A 15139-nucleotide genomic window follows, 5' to 3' on the forward strand; every position below is an offset into this window, starting at 1 on the left:
GGCCGTAATGCGAAACGAAACCCCAAAACCGCCTTAAAATGCGTTAACGTCGCTTTTTGGGGTTACGCAAAGCGTTTCCTTTGCCTATAAGGCAGCCTTAGCCTCGCATTTGAATTCAAGTAGCTACCCGTACGGTGAAACCGTGCGGTTTTTTGTGCAGACCGCTATGATAAGGACCCGAACATGCCAAAACGCACCGACATCAAATCTATTCTGATTATCGGCGCTGGCCCGATCATTATCGGTCAGGCATGCGAGTTCGACTATTCCGGCACCCAGGCCTGCAAGGCACTTAAAGAAGAGGGTTACCGGGTCATCCTCGTCAACTCCAACCCGGCAACGATAATGACTGACCCCGAATTGGCAGACGCGACCTATATTGAGCCAATCACGCCTGAAGTCGTTGCGAAGATCATCGCCAAGGAACGTCCCGACGCGTTGCTACCAACCATGGGTGGTCAGACTGCGCTGAACACCGCCCTTTCGCTGCGTCGCATGGGTGTACTCGATCGTTATAATGTCGAAATGATTGGCGCGAATGCTGAAGCGATCGACAAGGCGGAAGATCGCGCGTTATTCCGCGAGGCCATGGCAAAGATTGGTCTGGAAACACCAAAATCAATGCTCGCAAACGCTACCGAGGTAAAAGATCTCGACCGCAAATTACACCAGGAACAGCGCGAAGCGGTTAAAGCCCAATATTCCGGTGCAGAACTCGATGCGGCTTTAGACAAGCTGGAAACCGAGTGGCAGCTCGGCGAAGGTGACCGCAAGCAGCGCTATGTATCGCATGCCCTCGGCATGGCCGGTGCCGCATTAGACCATGTTGGTCTACCTGCCATCATCCGCCCCTCCTTCACGATGGGTGGTACAGGCGGCGGTATCGCGTATAACCGGACAGAATTTTACGAGATCATCGGCAGTGGTCTTGATGCATCGCCAACCACTGAAGTCCTGATTGAAGAATCCGTTCTCGGCTGGAAAGAATACGAGATGGAGGTCGTTCGCGACAAGGCGGATAATTGCATCATTATCTGCTCCATCGAAAATATAGATCCGATGGGTGTTCATACCGGCGACTCCATTACTGTTGCCCCAGCTTTGACGCTGACCGACAAGGAATACCAGATCATGCGCAACGCATCGATTGCGGTATTGCGCGAGATCGGCGTAGAGACCGGCGGATCGAATGTACAGTTTGCGGTCAATCCGGAAAATGGCCGCCTGATTGTTATCGAAATGAATCCCCGTGTGTCACGCTCATCTGCACTGGCATCGAAGGCCACTGGCTTCCCGATCGCAAAGATTGCAGCCAAGCTTGCTGTGGGCTACACGCTCGATGAACTCGACAATGATATTACCGGCGGCGCTACGCCAGCCTCGTTCGAGCCATCCATTGACTACGTCGTCACCAAAATACCGCGCTTTGCCTTTGAGAAGTTCCCCGGCGCAGAACCTACCCTAACGACAGCCATGAAATCGGTCGGTGAAGTTATGGCTATTGGCCGTACATTCAAAGAATCGCTTCAGAAAGCCTTGCGCGGACTGGAGACTGGCCTTACCGGACTTGATGAGATCACAATTCCAGGCATTGGCGAGGGCAATGACAACAATGCTATTCGCGCCGCTATTGGCACTCCTACCCCAGACCGGCTCCGTATGGTGGGGCAAGCACTAAGGCTTGGACTGACTGTCGAAGAAGTGCATGAAGGTTGCAAGATCGACCCGTGGTTCCTCGAACAAATGGCAGAGATCATTGGCACGGAAGAGCGCGTGCGCGAGCACGGGCTTCCTCAGGACGCGCAAAACCTGCGCGCATTGAAGGGCATGGGTTTTTCCGACGCCCGCCTTGCAAGTCTGGCAAAAATCGAGCCCAGCGAAGTTACCAAGCTACGCAACAAACTTGACGTTCATCCGGTGTTCAAGCGCATTGATACCTGCGCGGCTGAGTTTGCATCGCCAACGGCCTATATGTACTCCACTTATGAAGTTCCATTTGCAGGTGCTTTGGTTTCCGAGGCCCAGATTTCCGACCGCAAGAAGGTTGTGATTCTCGGCGGCGGACCCAATCGTATCGGCCAAGGCATTGAGTTCGATTATTGCTGCTGCCATGCTGCCTTTGCGCTGCGGGATGCTGGCTACGAAGCCATCATGATCAACTGCAACCCTGAAACAGTATCCACAGACTATGACACGTCAGACCGCTTGTACTTTGAGCCACTGACAGCCGAAGACGTGTTGGAAATCCTGCGGGCCGAACAAACGGCAGGAACCTTGCATGGCGTGATCGTGCAATTTGGCGGGCAAACACCGCTGAAACTCGCAGATGCGCTTGAAAAAGCTGGCATTCCTATCCTTGGAACTTCGCCGGACGCCATCGACCTTGCTGAAGACCGCGACCGCTTCCAGAAGTTGCTGATCAAGCTTGATCTCACGCAGCCCAAGAATGGCATTGCCTACTCGGTTGAGCAGGCACGCACCATAGCTGGAGAGCTTGGCTTCCCGCTGGTCGTACGTCCCTCCTATGTCTTGGGTGGTCGCGCGATGCAGATCATCCACAATGAGCGCGGCTTACAGGCCTACCTGCTTGATACGGTTCCTGAGCTCGTGCCGGAAGATATCAAGCAGAAATACCCGAACGACAAGACCGGACAAATCAACACGCTGCTTGGTAAAAATCCTCTGCTGTTTGATCGTTATCTGACCGAAGCCATCGAGGTCGATGTGGACTGCCTCTGCGATGGCAAGGACACTTGGGTCTCCGGCATCATGGAGCACATTGAAGAAGCTGGCATCCACTCCGGCGACAGTGCTTGTTCTTTGCCAGTTCATTCCCTTTCCGCCGAAACTGTATCCGATCTGGAAAAGGAAACCGCCGCGCTTGCCAAATCGCTTAACGTGGTTGGATTGATGAACGTCCAGTACGCCATCAAGGACGGCACGATCTATGTTCTTGAGGTCAATCCACGCGCCTCACGGACAGTACCCTTCGTTGCCAAAACCATAGGCACTCCGATTGCCAAAGTAGCGGCCCGTATCATGGCGGGAGAGACGCTGGAACAAGCTTTGTCGCATTATGGCGGCAAGCCTTCCGCTACAGGGCGCAAACATATTGCAGTCAAGGAGGCTGTGTTCCCGTTCGCTCGTTTCCCCGGTGTCGATACACTGCTCGGACCGGAAATGCGCTCGACGGGCGAAGTCATGGGACTGGATTATGACTACGCGCTGGCCTTTGCCAAAGCTCAGCTGGGCGCAGGTGTTGATCTTCCACGCGACGGTACTTTGTTCGTTTCCGTGCGGGACGAAGACAAGCAGCGCATTCTCGCGCCGGTAAAACGGCTGGCGGAATTGGGCTTCAAGATACTCGCTACTGGCGGAACAGCTCGCTTCCTTGGCGAGAACGGCGTAGCAGCGCAAAAGATCAACAAGGTGCAAGAGGGTCGTCCGCACGTTGAAGACGCAATCCGCAACCGTCAGGTTCAATTGGTTTTCAACACGACAGACAGCGCCAAGGCGATCTCGGATTCAAAATCGCTTCGCCGCGCGACCTTGATGCAAAAAGTGCCTTACTACACCACGCTATCGGGTGCCGATGCCGTTGCAGAAGCAATTGCTGCGCTCAAGGCTGGATCACTGGAAGTACGGCCACTTCAGGATTATTTCGCTTAACTTCGTCTGGGCGAAATTGGTTAAACACCTAGCAACCCCTCCTCCTCCAATCCATGGCCGGAGGGGTCGCTGACAAAATGCAGCACCGTCGAAAAGACATGATCATTCTTGTCTTCTCGCCCAATATGGACAATCGTCGATTTGGCGAGGTGCTCACGCAAGACTGCCACCACTCGGTCATAAGCATCTGACTCCATCGCGTCGAGCGACTCGTCAATAACCACCCACTCCGGCTTGTGCAGCATCAACCGTGCAAATGCGAGCGACTGTTGCTCATCATCACTAAGCTCGCGATCCCAGCGAGCACTGAAATCCAGCATGGTTTCAAGCCGCTTCAGTCCAAGCTCATGCAAGGCTCCAACCAGTTGCTCGTCAGTAAAACCATCTTTACCGAGCGGATAGGACATCGCTTCACGCAAGCTGCCGGGCGGAAAATAGGGCAGACGCGGCATGTAGATAATGGTTTTGTTGGCAGGTAACGTGACTGTTCCAGCCCCCCAAGGCCAAAGGCCGGCAATTGCCCGAAACAGCAAAGTGCGATCAATACCCGCTTCGCTTGTAATGAGAACGCGATCACCCTCTTTGACAACAGCGTGCTTTTCCTTGAGCCGTACTGTAGCACGTGGCGCGGTGATCTTCAGCGAATCAAGAATGATTTGATCCCTATCGGACTCGGCAAATTTTATGCGCTGTTCAATGCTGTTCATGGCGTCGGTTGCCTGCACGGCCTGCCTGAAAGACGTCACGCGTAAAAGCGTTGCACGCCAGTCAGCAATCGCGCCGAAATTGTTGACGAACCACTTCAATGCATCGTGGACCTGATTAAATGCCCCGATAGCCATCATAAGACCGCCGAACGAAAGATTGCCTGCGAAGTAAACTGGTGCAGCAACCAGAATAGGTGCGACGATGGTAATCCAGCCATAGCCAGACGTGACCCATGTGAGTTGCGTCAAAGCTCTAACCAGCAATCGTATGGAAGCCAGAAGACTATCAACATCAAAGCCGAGACGACGGTTTTCGTCGGCTTCACCGCGGTAAAGTGAAATCGCATCAATATGTTCGTTCACCCGCATCAGCGAGAAACGCAGTTCAGATTCCTTTTGGTAGCGATCGGCATTGTACTTGATGAGTTTGCGTCCAACAAGCCAACTCAACCATGATGCGAGAGACGCATAGAGAATTGCAGCCCACACCATGTAGCCCGGAATAGAAAAACTGTAGCCATATACATTGAACACGAACCCGCTTGAAAGCGCCCATAACACACCGACAAAGCTGACCATCAGGATCGTGGATTGCAGCAAGCCAAAGCCGAGATCCGTCGACATTTCCGCCAGATGCCGTGCATCCTCATGTAAGCGTTGATCGGGATTAACGCCGATGGGCCCTGAATTGGAAAGTTTGAACGCACGCCGGGGCACCAGCCACTCGCCAATGAGATCTCGCGTCAGGCCTTCCCGCAGTTTCAGGCGCGTCATCTGATTGAGCCACGTCTGGCCCACGCTCAAGACAAGAAGCACCGCCGCAATCCCGAAAAACACCATGAGCTGGTCGAGAAAGGCCTGAAAGTCGCGTCGCGACAGAGCATCATAAAACGGCACATTCCAACGATTGAGAAGTACCTGTCCTACCGAGGTCAAAATGATAATGCCGAACACGCCCGAAATGAACAATATCAGACGATTGCGGACTGGAGAGTTCCAATAAATGTCAGCAATAACGCCAAGCTGCGCCAAAAGCCCCGCTTGCACTTCGCCAGCGACGGAGGTTGCTGGCACTCGGTTGGGTTTCTGCTTCGCCATTGGGCTCCCCCGTCGAAGGCCGTGATTCGGCTTTCTCACTCTAACATTGACTCTTTCAAACCACTCAACCGCACCTGCAATTTTTGCGATAGTACAGAAACTTTCGCGCTAGATGCTCAGCGGGATACCCGAAAAGTCGCATGTAGTTCCGTTTTGAAAACGGCTTGTTTTGCCAGAAATTCTATCATATGTATTTTGCATCGATTTTATCGGTCGAGTGACTTTGCGACCTGCGTAACCTGTTGCGCTTCCTGACGAGCTCCATTGCATAGGTTCGATTCCCTGGGCCGCATATGTGCATGCTGCCTGTTTTATATATCTGAAAGGAACTTCCCATGGCTTCGGGAACAGTGAAATGGTTCAACGGCACTAAGGGCTACGGTTTCATCCAGCCCGATACTGGCGGTGCAGACGTTTTTGTCCATATTTCCGCTGTTGAGCGTGCAGGCTTGCGCGGTCTCAATGACGGCCAGAAGGTCAACTACGAGATCGTTCAGGATCGTCGTTCGGGCAAGTCGTCAGCAGACAACCTTAGCGTTGAAGGCTGATAGCCGCATACGGGAATCGTCTGATTTCTGAACGCACATAAATTAGAAAAGGCGGGATTAATCCCGCCTTTTTGCATTCTTGCCCTATCCCAGCAGCTTGAGAACCTCACTGGCGACCGCTGCCGAAGAAGCGGGATTTTGGCCAGTTACCAGATGACCGTCGGTAACAGCCAGCACCTGCCAGTCATCAACTTTTTCATAATGAGCGCCGAGCCGCTTCAACTCATTTTCAACAAGGAACGGCACGACGCTCGTAAGTTGCACCGCTTCTTCCTCGCTATTTGTGAAACCAGCTACCCGCTTGCCCTTGACGAGCGGTTCGCCGTCAATCTTCGCCTGCAGCAATACCGCAGGCGCATGGCATACAGCCCCGACTGGCTTTCCGTTTTTGTAAAATTGTTCAATGAGTCTGATTGAGGCGAGGTCAGAAGTCAGATCCCAAAGCGGGCCATGGCCGCCAGGATAGAACACAGCGTCGTAATCCGCCTCTTTCAGTTCTGATAGAACTTTTGTATTTGCCAGAACTTGTTGGGCAGCCTTATCCCGCCGGAATCGCTCCGTCATTTCAGTTTGGCTGTCGGGTTCATCGCTTTTGGGATCAAGCGGCGGCTGCCCACCCTTCGGCGAAGCAACCGTTATTTCTGCGCCCGCATCCAAAAATACGTAGTAAGGCGCGGCAAATTCCTCGAGCCAGAAGCCCGTTTTCTTGCCTGTATCGCCGAGCTTGTCGTGGGAGGTGAGGATGATGAGTATCTTCATGATTCGGTCCTTAAAAACTGGCGCTGATATCCCCTGATATGATTGTGGCGGCCATTGGTTTCAATGGTCGCCCCATTTTTGATCTGTGGCTGGATGTATTTAGTTCAGCTCCACGACGATCTTGCCGAATGCACCCCGCTTTAAATGATCCAAAGCATCATTTAACTCATTGAAGGAATAAACCGCATCTATAATGGGTTTGATTTCAGTTCGATCAAAAGCTCTTACCAAGTCTTCCAACCCTTTCCGATGACCAACCTGAATACCTTCCAAAACCACGCGTTTAACCGCGAGAGGCACAAAGCCGCCAGAAACCTCCAAACCATCCAGAATACCGATCATTGAAATGCGTCCAGTTACCGCTGAGGCCCGCAATGATTTGTCCAGATGTGGGCCACCTACTGTTTCCAGAATATGATCGGCCCCATGATCATTGGTAATCTGGTAAAGGGTTTCGACCCAATCTTCTTTCTTCCGGTTTATAGTGTGATGAACTCCAAGCTGTTGCACACGATGCAATTTTGCATCGTCTCCGGAAACCACAATAACCTCTGCTCCATGCATCAGGGCAATTTGTGCTCCAAAGAGGGAAACGCCTCCAGTGCCGAGCACGACTACTCTATCACCGGCTTTGATATTTCCGCGCTCCACCAGCGCTGTCCAGGCAGTCAGTCCGGCGCATGGCAATGTACTCGCCTCTACCTGATTTAGTTTTGCAGGAGCATGAGTTGCCCAATCTTCGCTCATCGTCACGTATTCTGCCAGGACACCTTGCAGCGGACCGCCTAACGTTCGGCCATTGGGGGTTCGTGCAGTACCCGGTCCGGCACCCTCGATCCAATCCGGAATAAAGGTTGATATCACTCTATCGCCCGCTGCAAATCGGCTAACGTCTTCGCCGGTTGCTACGACAGTTCCGGCAAGATCTGAAGCGGGAACGAGCGGCTCGCCCATGTTTTCAGGCATGCCAAATCCGGTATCAATCAGCAGCCCGTCACGATAGTTCAGGGAGACCGCGGCGACCTTGATAAGTATCTCCCCTCGCCTGGGCTCCCGAGCCGCGGTTTCAACCAGCTTCAGATTAGTTCGTCCGGGCATTGCAATCTGCCACTGTTTCATTGTTTTGCTCATGTGAAATCCTCGCTTTAAATCAAGGATTCCGTATTTATATGAGATGAGAGCAAAGCAGTTGCGCCGATTTTACCCATGATTGTATCGTTAAACTCTACAAAGGACTTAAAATGGACAGGCTGATTGGCATCGAAGAATTTGTTGCGGTGGTGGACGCGGGCAGCTTTTCTGCGGCGGCTGACAAGTTACATCTATCGCGTTCAGCCGTTGGGAAGACAATTGCGCGGTTGGAAGAACGACTTGGCACTCGGCTTTGCCAAAGAACAACGCGTTCATTCAAACTCACCGATGACGGTCACACTTTTTACGAACATTGCCGATCGATACTGATGACAGTTGAAGCGGCGGAAAATGCCATCACGTCCGGCAAGGACATAATATCCGGGCGACTTCGCCTAAGTCTGCCTGTGCTATTCGGCCGACGTTGTGTCGCTCCAGTTTTGTTTGATCTCGCCCGCCAATATCCGTTGTTACGCTTCGAAGTGTCTTTTACAGACCGCCCGGTGGATCTCGTTGCAGAAGGATATGACCTCGTTGTTCGCAATGCTGGATTGCCGGATACAACCAATCTGGCGGCAAGGCGCATTGCCCGGCAGCGGATGACGGTATGCGCCTCGCCATCCTATCTTGAAAAACATGGCACGCCCGAAACGATTGAAGATATCGCCTCACACCAAGCCATTCTTTATGGTCAGGATGGCAATATACGTTCTTGGCTTTTTCCAAACAAACGGAGGGGATTTGACAGTGCCAAGACCGTAAGCCGTGTCATTTTTGATGATCTGGAAACGGTAGCGGATGCAGCCGCCAGCGGCATGGGCGTTGCTTGGTTGCCTTGCTGGCTTATACGCAATCAGGTGGAATCAGGGACGCTGAAGAGGCTCCTGCCCGACGTTGAACAGATGATATTCGACACACATGCGGTCTGGCCGAAGCAACCCTATATGCCAGGTCGCATCAGAGTTCTCATCGACGCTCTAGCCGCGTGGCTACCCGGCATGACCGGTGCAGATCGCGAAGTTAAATAAATCACGCCATTATGCCGGCAGCCATGTTATCGGCACATGCCCTTCATCTCCGGCAACGCGGCTTAGCCATTTTGCGACTGATGGATATGCCGAAAGATCAAAGCCCCCTTGGTTGGCTTCGTGCGTATAGGCATAGAGTGCTATATCGGCAATCGTCAGATTTGTACCGACCAAGTAGGGTGTTTTCTGTAGCTGGTTTTCCATCACCAGCAATGCCTTGTTGCCGCCTTCCAGAGTGGCAGCCAATCTTTCTGGCGTGGCATCCTTGGCTCGTTCCGGATAGACGAGCAACGCCCGCCGAACAGCAATATTAGGCTCGTGTGTATACTGCTCGAAAAACAACCATTGATACATTAGAGCACGTTCATAAGCATCCTCAGGAATAAACCTGCTGCCTTCTGCTAGATGCAGCAATATCGCATTCGATTCCGCCAGAACGCGTCCGTCATCAAATTCCAACAGAGGAACCTTGCCATTGGGGTTCTTGGCCATGAAATCCGGTTTGCGGGTTGAGCCATCGACAGATGACATCGAAATGTGCTCGAACGGCAAGCTCAATTTAGCCATCAAAAGCCGGGGCTTATAGCAATTTCCGGATTCAATTTGCGAGTATAGTTTCGGCATGGTCCGTCTCTCCTGTGGCGGGCAGTGTTTTCCCGCAACCGTTGACAATGTCCAATCAGTTCTATTGACGCTTTACACAACCGACACTGATGTTTTTGACATGGGATGTCACACCCTGCACAGAAAGCGCAGGAAGTGAAGCCTTTGCGCACGCTTTTACTTGCGATTCTGCAGGTCTTGGGACATAGCAGTCCCGCAAACCGGCTACCGGTCATCAACGCTCGCTTCAGGAGAACGATACCATGGCATTCCTCGCCGACACCCTTTCCCGTGTGAAGACATCCGCAACGATTGCGATCACCCAGAAAGCGCGTGATTTGAAAGCAGAGGGTCGTGATGTCATTTCTCTTTCCGTAGGGGAACCGGACTTCGACACACCTGACAATGTCAAGGAAGCTGCTATTGCTGCAATTCGCCGCGGCGAAACCAAATATACGCCGGTCTCTGGCATACCGCAGTTGCGCGAAGCCATTACGCGCAAGTTCAAGCGTGAGAACGAACTGGAATACAAGGCCAATCAGACCATCGTTTCCACAGGTGGCAAGCACGTCATTTACAATGCCCTTCTATCGACGTTGAACCCCGGCGATGAAGTTATTTGTGTTGCGCCATATTGGGTCAGCTATCCGGAGATGGTTTCTCTTTGCGGGGGAACACCGGTAATTGTGTCTGCCATTCAGGCAAACGATTTCAAGTTGCAGCCAGAGGATCTGGAACGCGTTATTACGCCGAAGACCAAATGGATCATCATGAACTCGCCTTCGAATCCATCTGGAGCGGCTTACACCTGGGATGAGATGAAGAAGTTGACCGATGTTCTCGTTCGTCATCCGCACGTGTGGATTCTGACCGATGATATGTACGAGCATCTGACTTACGGTGATTTCAAATTCGTCACACCAGCGCAAGTCGAACCAAATCTTTATGATCGCACGCTGACCATGAACGGCGTCTCGAAGGCCTATGCCATGACTGGTTGGCGTATTGGCTATGCGGCCGGACCCATTGAGTTGATCAAGGCAATGGATATGGTTCAGGGACAACAGACTTCAGGAACAAGTTCCATTTCACAATGGGCTGCCGTTGAAGCGCTGGATGGCACGCAAGAACATTTGCCGGTTTTCAAAAAAGCTTTTGAAGGACGTCGCGATCTAATCGTTTCAATGCTGAATCAGACGAATATGCTGGATTGCCCCAAGCCGGAAGGTGCGTTCTACGTTTATCCTTCCTGTGCTGCTGCTATCGGCAAGACTGCACCATCAGGCAAAATCATTCAAAATGACGAAGACTTCGTCAGCGAACTGCTGGCCACTGAAGCTGTGGCAGCAGTGCACGGCTCTGCCTTCGGCCTTGGTCCAAATTTCCGCATTTCCTATGCAACCTCCGATGCAAACCTCGAAGAAGCAGGCAAGCGGATACAGCGCTTCTGCGCTAATCTTCGCTAAACACATAGTTATAAGGATTGAAAAAGGGCCGAGATGGCCCTTTTTTTGTGTCGCTATCGGACTCGGCCAAATATCTAAGTTAGGCCAGATCAAGCCTATTGGATAAATGTGAGTAAATGAAAAAAAGGCCGGACAAGTGCCCGGCCTATAAGTTTTGAAGGTGCCGTTTCCAGCAAAACCTCCAGAGGGGAACACTTGGTGGTGCGCAAATGGGAGGAGGAGACGCACGACCAAGTGATGTGGATATGTTCTCTCCCTATCCGACTTACAACCCTGCAAAAATGCATAGCTGCTATGCACAAAGCTCATAACCACTCAATTGTTTCGCCGATCAGAATTTGAACCCTCTATCGCCTTTCCTTGAGCAATTTGCTTTCAAGATAAAACCGATTTCTGGAAAGAAAATCTTCCCAAATAAATTTCCTGACTAGTAAGACCAGGTACGAGCCTTGTTGAAAAGAAAATCTCTGAACACATGCAACTTTGCAGCATTCTTTATCCCCTCAGGATAACAGAAAAACGTATCGAATGAGGGGAGCTCCATCTCAGGTAACAATCGCACCAGCGTGGAGTCCTTTTCGATCATATAATCCGGCAAGACCCCGATACCTACACCCTTTTGGATTGCACGTTTAATCGAGAGCAGATTATTGATCTGAAGTACCGCCGGGCGAAGATTACCGTCGGAACGCCCTATGACTTCAAGCCAGTTAAGGTTCGTAAGATATGAGGGTGCCGGCTCACCGAAACTCACAATGCGGTGCGAGTCGATCTCGTCTATATTTTCAATCTTGCCATACTTGGCAATGTAACTTGGCGACGCGTATACGTGCATATGCACCGTAAACAATCGGCGCTGGATCAGGTCCGGTTGTTGCGGCTGACGCAAACGGATAGCACAATCCGCGTGACGCATAGTCAGATCAAGTTCTTCATTGTCAAAGAGCAATTGCAGCTGCACTTCCGGGAACAGCTCGATAAACTCTTGAACGCGCTCAACCAGCCAACCGGAGCCGAGGCCAACCGTAGTGGTCACCCGCAGCTTACCTGAAGGCCTATCCTTGCTTTCGGTAAGACGGGAGCGAACATTCTCCAGCTTCATCAGCACCTCATGTGCTGTGCGGTAGAGTACCTCGCCCTGCTCAGTCAGAATCAGACCGCGAGCATGCCTATGGAAAAGGGGAACCCCGACATCTTGCTCCAGCGCACTGACCTGACGGGAGATAGCTGATTGCGATAGATGCAGTGTCTCGGCGGCATGAGTGAACGACCCAGCCTCGGCAGCAGCATGAAATATTCGCAACTTGTCCCAATCAAGCGACATCGCGCGGTCTCTCCCCCTTTGTCGGTCCCGAAAATCGAGACCGGCCTCTTATACAGCCTATTCTGCTGCCTGACGCACCGGTTCCTGTGCCGCCAACCAACGTTCGGCTTCGAGAGCTGCCATGCAGCCCATTCCAGCAGCGGTGACGGCCTGACGATAAATATCATCGGTTACATCACCCGCAGCAAAAACACCCGGAACGTCCGTGGCGGTTGAATCCGCCGCAGTCCACAAATAGCCATTCGGCTTATGCTTGAGTTTCCCCTTGAACAGTTCCACCGCAGGTGCATGTCCTATGGCTATGAATACGCCATGCGTTTCAAGTTCTGTGGTTTCGCCGCTCTTTATATTTTTCAACCGTACACCAGTGACCGATGCAGCCATTGGAGGCTTCGCTTCGATCCCGGTAATCTCATCAATGACATTGTCCCAGATAACTTTGACATTTTCTTTGCCAAAGAGCCGATCCTGTAGAATTTTTTCCGCGCGGAAATGGTCTTTGCGATGCACGATCGTGACTGACTTGGCGATATTTGAGAGATACAGCGCCTCTTCAACAGCGGTATTGCCGCCGCCAACGACAACAACATCCTTGTTACGATAGAAAAAGCCATCGCATGTAGCACAGGCGGAAACGCCAAAGCCCATGAATGTCTGCTCAGTCGGCAAGCCAAGCCATTTCGCTTGCGCACCTGTCGCAATAATCAAGGCATCGCAAGTATATTGCGTTCCACCGTCGCCAGTCAGACGAAATGGGCGGATCGACAGATCAACTTCGGTAATGATGTCGTGAATAATCTCAGTGCCGACATGTTCGGCCTGAAGCCGCATCTGCTCCATCATCCACGGACCTTGAACCGGATCGGCATAGCCGGGATAGTTTTCCACATCGGTCGTGATCATAAGCTGACCGCCCTGCTGAAGGCCTGCAACAATGACAGGTTTCAGATTGGCACGAGCCGCATAGATTGCGGCGGTATAACCGGCTGGACCGGAACCGATAATAAGGACGGGCACATGGCGCTGTGTCATAACTAGACCTTGATGGTGCACTTTTAGAACTATGCGATAGTTGGCACACCCCACCATCGCTTTCAATGGCTTTAAAGTAGTGTTTCAGCCCCCCTCCTTGCAAGGTCTGCAACCAATATAGCAAGGTTAGCCACAGCTTGTGCAGGTCAGACTGGTGTTTCAGGGCGGATTGTGTCAATTCCGAGATAAGTCTATGAAATACCAGCAGTCAAAATCGCGAGCACGAGGCCAGTCCGATCCTTCGTACCATTACCAATATTTGCGCAAGATTTGGCTTGGTCATGGCTGGAACCATGCTTATTCCAGCTTTAGTTGACCTGCATATAGGCAACAGAGATTGGCTGGTGTTCGTGCAGTCAGCTATATTCACTGGTGTCTTGAGCGGGCTAGTGGTGCTCGCGACCCACAACTCCGATATTCGCTTCAGTCCGCGATTGGGATTTCTGCTGATCGTTGCCATCTGGTTGACAGCAGCGCTATTGGGCGCGCTTCCGCTCTATTTTTCGACCCTCCCCATCAGCTTTTCAAAAGCGCTCTTCGAATCAATGTCTGGTATTACTTCGACTGGAGCGACGGTTTTGACGGGACTGGATACAATGCCACGCGGAATACTTATGTGGCGATCGCTCCTGTGCTGGTTTGGTGGCCTCGGCTTTGTCGGATTGGGTCTTTTGCTACTGCCATCCTTGCGCGTGGGAGGCATTCAATTGCTGCACATGGAGTCGTCCGACAAGTCTGAAAAAATACTGCCCCGCATCCACCAGATCGCACAGGGTATCGTCCTTGCCTATCTCACCCTGACGCTGCTTTGCACGCTGCTCTATTTTGTTGCGGGCATGGGAATGTTCGACGCCATCAATCACGGCATGACGACTGTCGCCACAGCCGGTTTTTCTACACATGATTCCTCATTGGGTTTTTATGCCCATAACCGCGCCATTCTGGTGATCGCGACAATTTTCATGATCTTGGGTGCCCTACCCTTCGTGCTCTACATCAAAGCCTTGATGCCGCAGCGCCTCTCATCGCTAGCGGACCCACAGCTGATTCTGTTTTTCAGTATTGTTGTTGGTTTCAGCTTTTTCTTAGCGATCGGGCTGAAGCTGGAGACAAGTATCGGCTTTGGTGATGCGCTGATCGCTACCTCATTCAATCTCGTTTCGGTATTATCAACAACCGGCTTTGCAACCGAGGACTATACGCTCTGGGGCGCGGAAGCGCTGGGCATATTCTTCCTTGTCACATTTCTCGGTGGTTGCTCCGGCTCGACCTCCGGGGGCATCAAGCTTAATCGCATCATCATCCTTTGGCAGCTTGCATCCGCAAGCCTCACTCGCCTGATCATACCCAATGCCATTATAAAAATGCGCTATGGCCGTACCGAAATAACGCAGGATGTTTCTCAGTCGGCTCTGCTTTTCATATTTCTCTACATGGCCTCCCTAGTCATCGGTGCGACCGCGCTCACCATGCTCGGCAACGACCTTGGCACCTCCATCACAGGCGCGCTGACAGCACTTTCCAATGTCGGACCGGGCTTTGGCGACACGATAGGACCCGTCGGCAACTTTTCGACACTCAGCGATCCTTCCTTGCTTGTTCTTAGCTATCTCATGCTCGCCGGACGCCTTGAGATCATCACAATTGTCATTCTCTTCACGCGCCGTTTTTGGAGCCGATAGAATGAACCTGTTTGCAACCGCCGCGCGATGCATTACACAGCGTCAGGAATCGCCTATGGTGATCGTCAAGCTTTGGGATGGGGATAGATAAA

At 52.0% G+C, this 15139-nt stretch carries 11 protein-coding genes; 5 read left to right on the top strand and 6 right to left on the bottom strand.

Annotated elements, in window-relative coordinates:
- Positions 1 to 183 precede the first annotated feature (183 nt).
- Positions 184 to 3669 carry a carbamoyl-phosphate synthase large subunit gene (gene carB / locus QFZ34_RS08120; protein WP_115052452.1) on the top strand — a complete coding sequence of 1162 codons (3486 nt, stop codon included), beginning with the start codon at positions 184 to 186 and terminating at the stop codon, positions 3667 to 3669.
- Between the two features lie 20 nt (positions 3670 to 3689).
- Here the strand turns inward: carB and QFZ34_RS08125 are convergent, their stop codons facing one another.
- Complete coding sequence (locus QFZ34_RS08125; protein ID WP_115052451.1) at positions 3690 to 5474, bottom strand: ABC transporter ATP-binding protein/permease; 1785 nt, start codon at positions 5472 to 5474, stop codon at positions 3690 to 3692.
- 335 nt (positions 5475 to 5809) lie between these two features.
- Here QFZ34_RS08125 and QFZ34_RS08130 point away from each other — a divergent pair, with 335 nt between their 5' ends.
- The gene (locus tag QFZ34_RS08130; protein ID WP_008124164.1) at positions 5810 to 6022 is read left to right on the top strand and encodes a cold-shock protein; all 213 of its coding nucleotides are present in this window, start codon (positions 5810 to 5812) and stop codon (positions 6020 to 6022) included.
- Between the two features lie 84 nt (positions 6023 to 6106).
- On the opposite strand, the gene QFZ34_RS08135 is transcribed toward QFZ34_RS08130, so the two are convergent.
- Positions 6107 to 6781 (bottom strand): type 1 glutamine amidotransferase domain-containing protein, encoded by a 675-nt coding sequence (locus QFZ34_RS08135; RefSeq protein WP_307279448.1) that lies wholly within the window; start codon positions 6779 to 6781, stop codon positions 6107 to 6109.
- Positions 6782 to 6880: 99 nt separating this feature from the next.
- On the bottom strand, positions 6881 to 7912 hold the full coding sequence (locus QFZ34_RS08140; protein WP_307279451.1) for a zinc-dependent alcohol dehydrogenase family protein: 1032 nt from the start codon (positions 7910 to 7912) through the stop codon (positions 6881 to 6883).
- 110 nt (positions 7913 to 8022) lie between these two features.
- On the opposite strand from QFZ34_RS08140, the gene QFZ34_RS08145 reads away from it, so the two are divergent.
- Positions 8023 to 8940 carry a LysR family transcriptional regulator gene (locus tag QFZ34_RS08145; RefSeq protein ID WP_307279453.1) on the top strand — a complete coding sequence of 306 codons (918 nt, stop codon included), beginning with the start codon at positions 8023 to 8025 and terminating at the stop codon, positions 8938 to 8940.
- Between the two features lie 9 nt (positions 8941 to 8949).
- Here QFZ34_RS08145 and QFZ34_RS08150 read toward each other — a convergent pair whose 3' ends face one another.
- On the bottom strand, positions 8950 to 9564 hold the full coding sequence (locus QFZ34_RS08150; RefSeq protein WP_115052447.1) for a glutathione S-transferase family protein: 615 nt from the start codon (positions 9562 to 9564) through the stop codon (positions 8950 to 8952).
- A gap of 242 nt (positions 9565 to 9806) precedes the next feature.
- On the opposite strand from QFZ34_RS08150, the gene QFZ34_RS08155 reads away from it, so the two are divergent.
- Positions 9807 to 11009: a pyridoxal phosphate-dependent aminotransferase gene (locus tag QFZ34_RS08155; protein WP_115052446.1), complete on the top strand. Its 1203-nt coding sequence runs from the start codon at positions 9807 to 9809 to the stop codon at positions 11007 to 11009.
- 427 nt (positions 11010 to 11436) lie between these two features.
- Here QFZ34_RS08155 and QFZ34_RS08160 read toward each other — a convergent pair whose 3' ends face one another.
- On the bottom strand, positions 11437 to 12333 hold the full coding sequence (locus QFZ34_RS08160) for a LysR family transcriptional regulator (protein WP_115052445.1): 897 nt from the start codon (positions 12331 to 12333) through the stop codon (positions 11437 to 11439).
- A gap of 57 nt (positions 12334 to 12390) precedes the next feature.
- The gene (trxB, locus tag QFZ34_RS08165; RefSeq protein WP_115052444.1) at positions 12391 to 13365 is read right to left on the bottom strand and encodes a thioredoxin-disulfide reductase; all 975 of its coding nucleotides are present in this window, start codon (positions 13363 to 13365) and stop codon (positions 12391 to 12393) included.
- 281 nt (positions 13366 to 13646) lie between these two features.
- Between trxB and QFZ34_RS08170 the strand changes: the two genes are divergently transcribed.
- Positions 13647 to 15047 carry a TrkH family potassium uptake protein gene (locus QFZ34_RS08170; RefSeq protein ID WP_115052443.1) on the top strand — a complete coding sequence of 467 codons (1401 nt, stop codon included), beginning with the start codon at positions 13647 to 13649 and terminating at the stop codon, positions 15045 to 15047.
- Positions 15048 to 15139 lie beyond the last annotated feature (92 nt).

Origin of the sequence: Phyllobacterium ifriqiyense (assembly GCF_030817885.1) — a bacterium.
In the GTDB taxonomy this organism is placed as follows: Bacteria; Pseudomonadota; Alphaproteobacteria; order Rhizobiales; family Rhizobiaceae; genus Phyllobacterium; species Phyllobacterium ifriqiyense.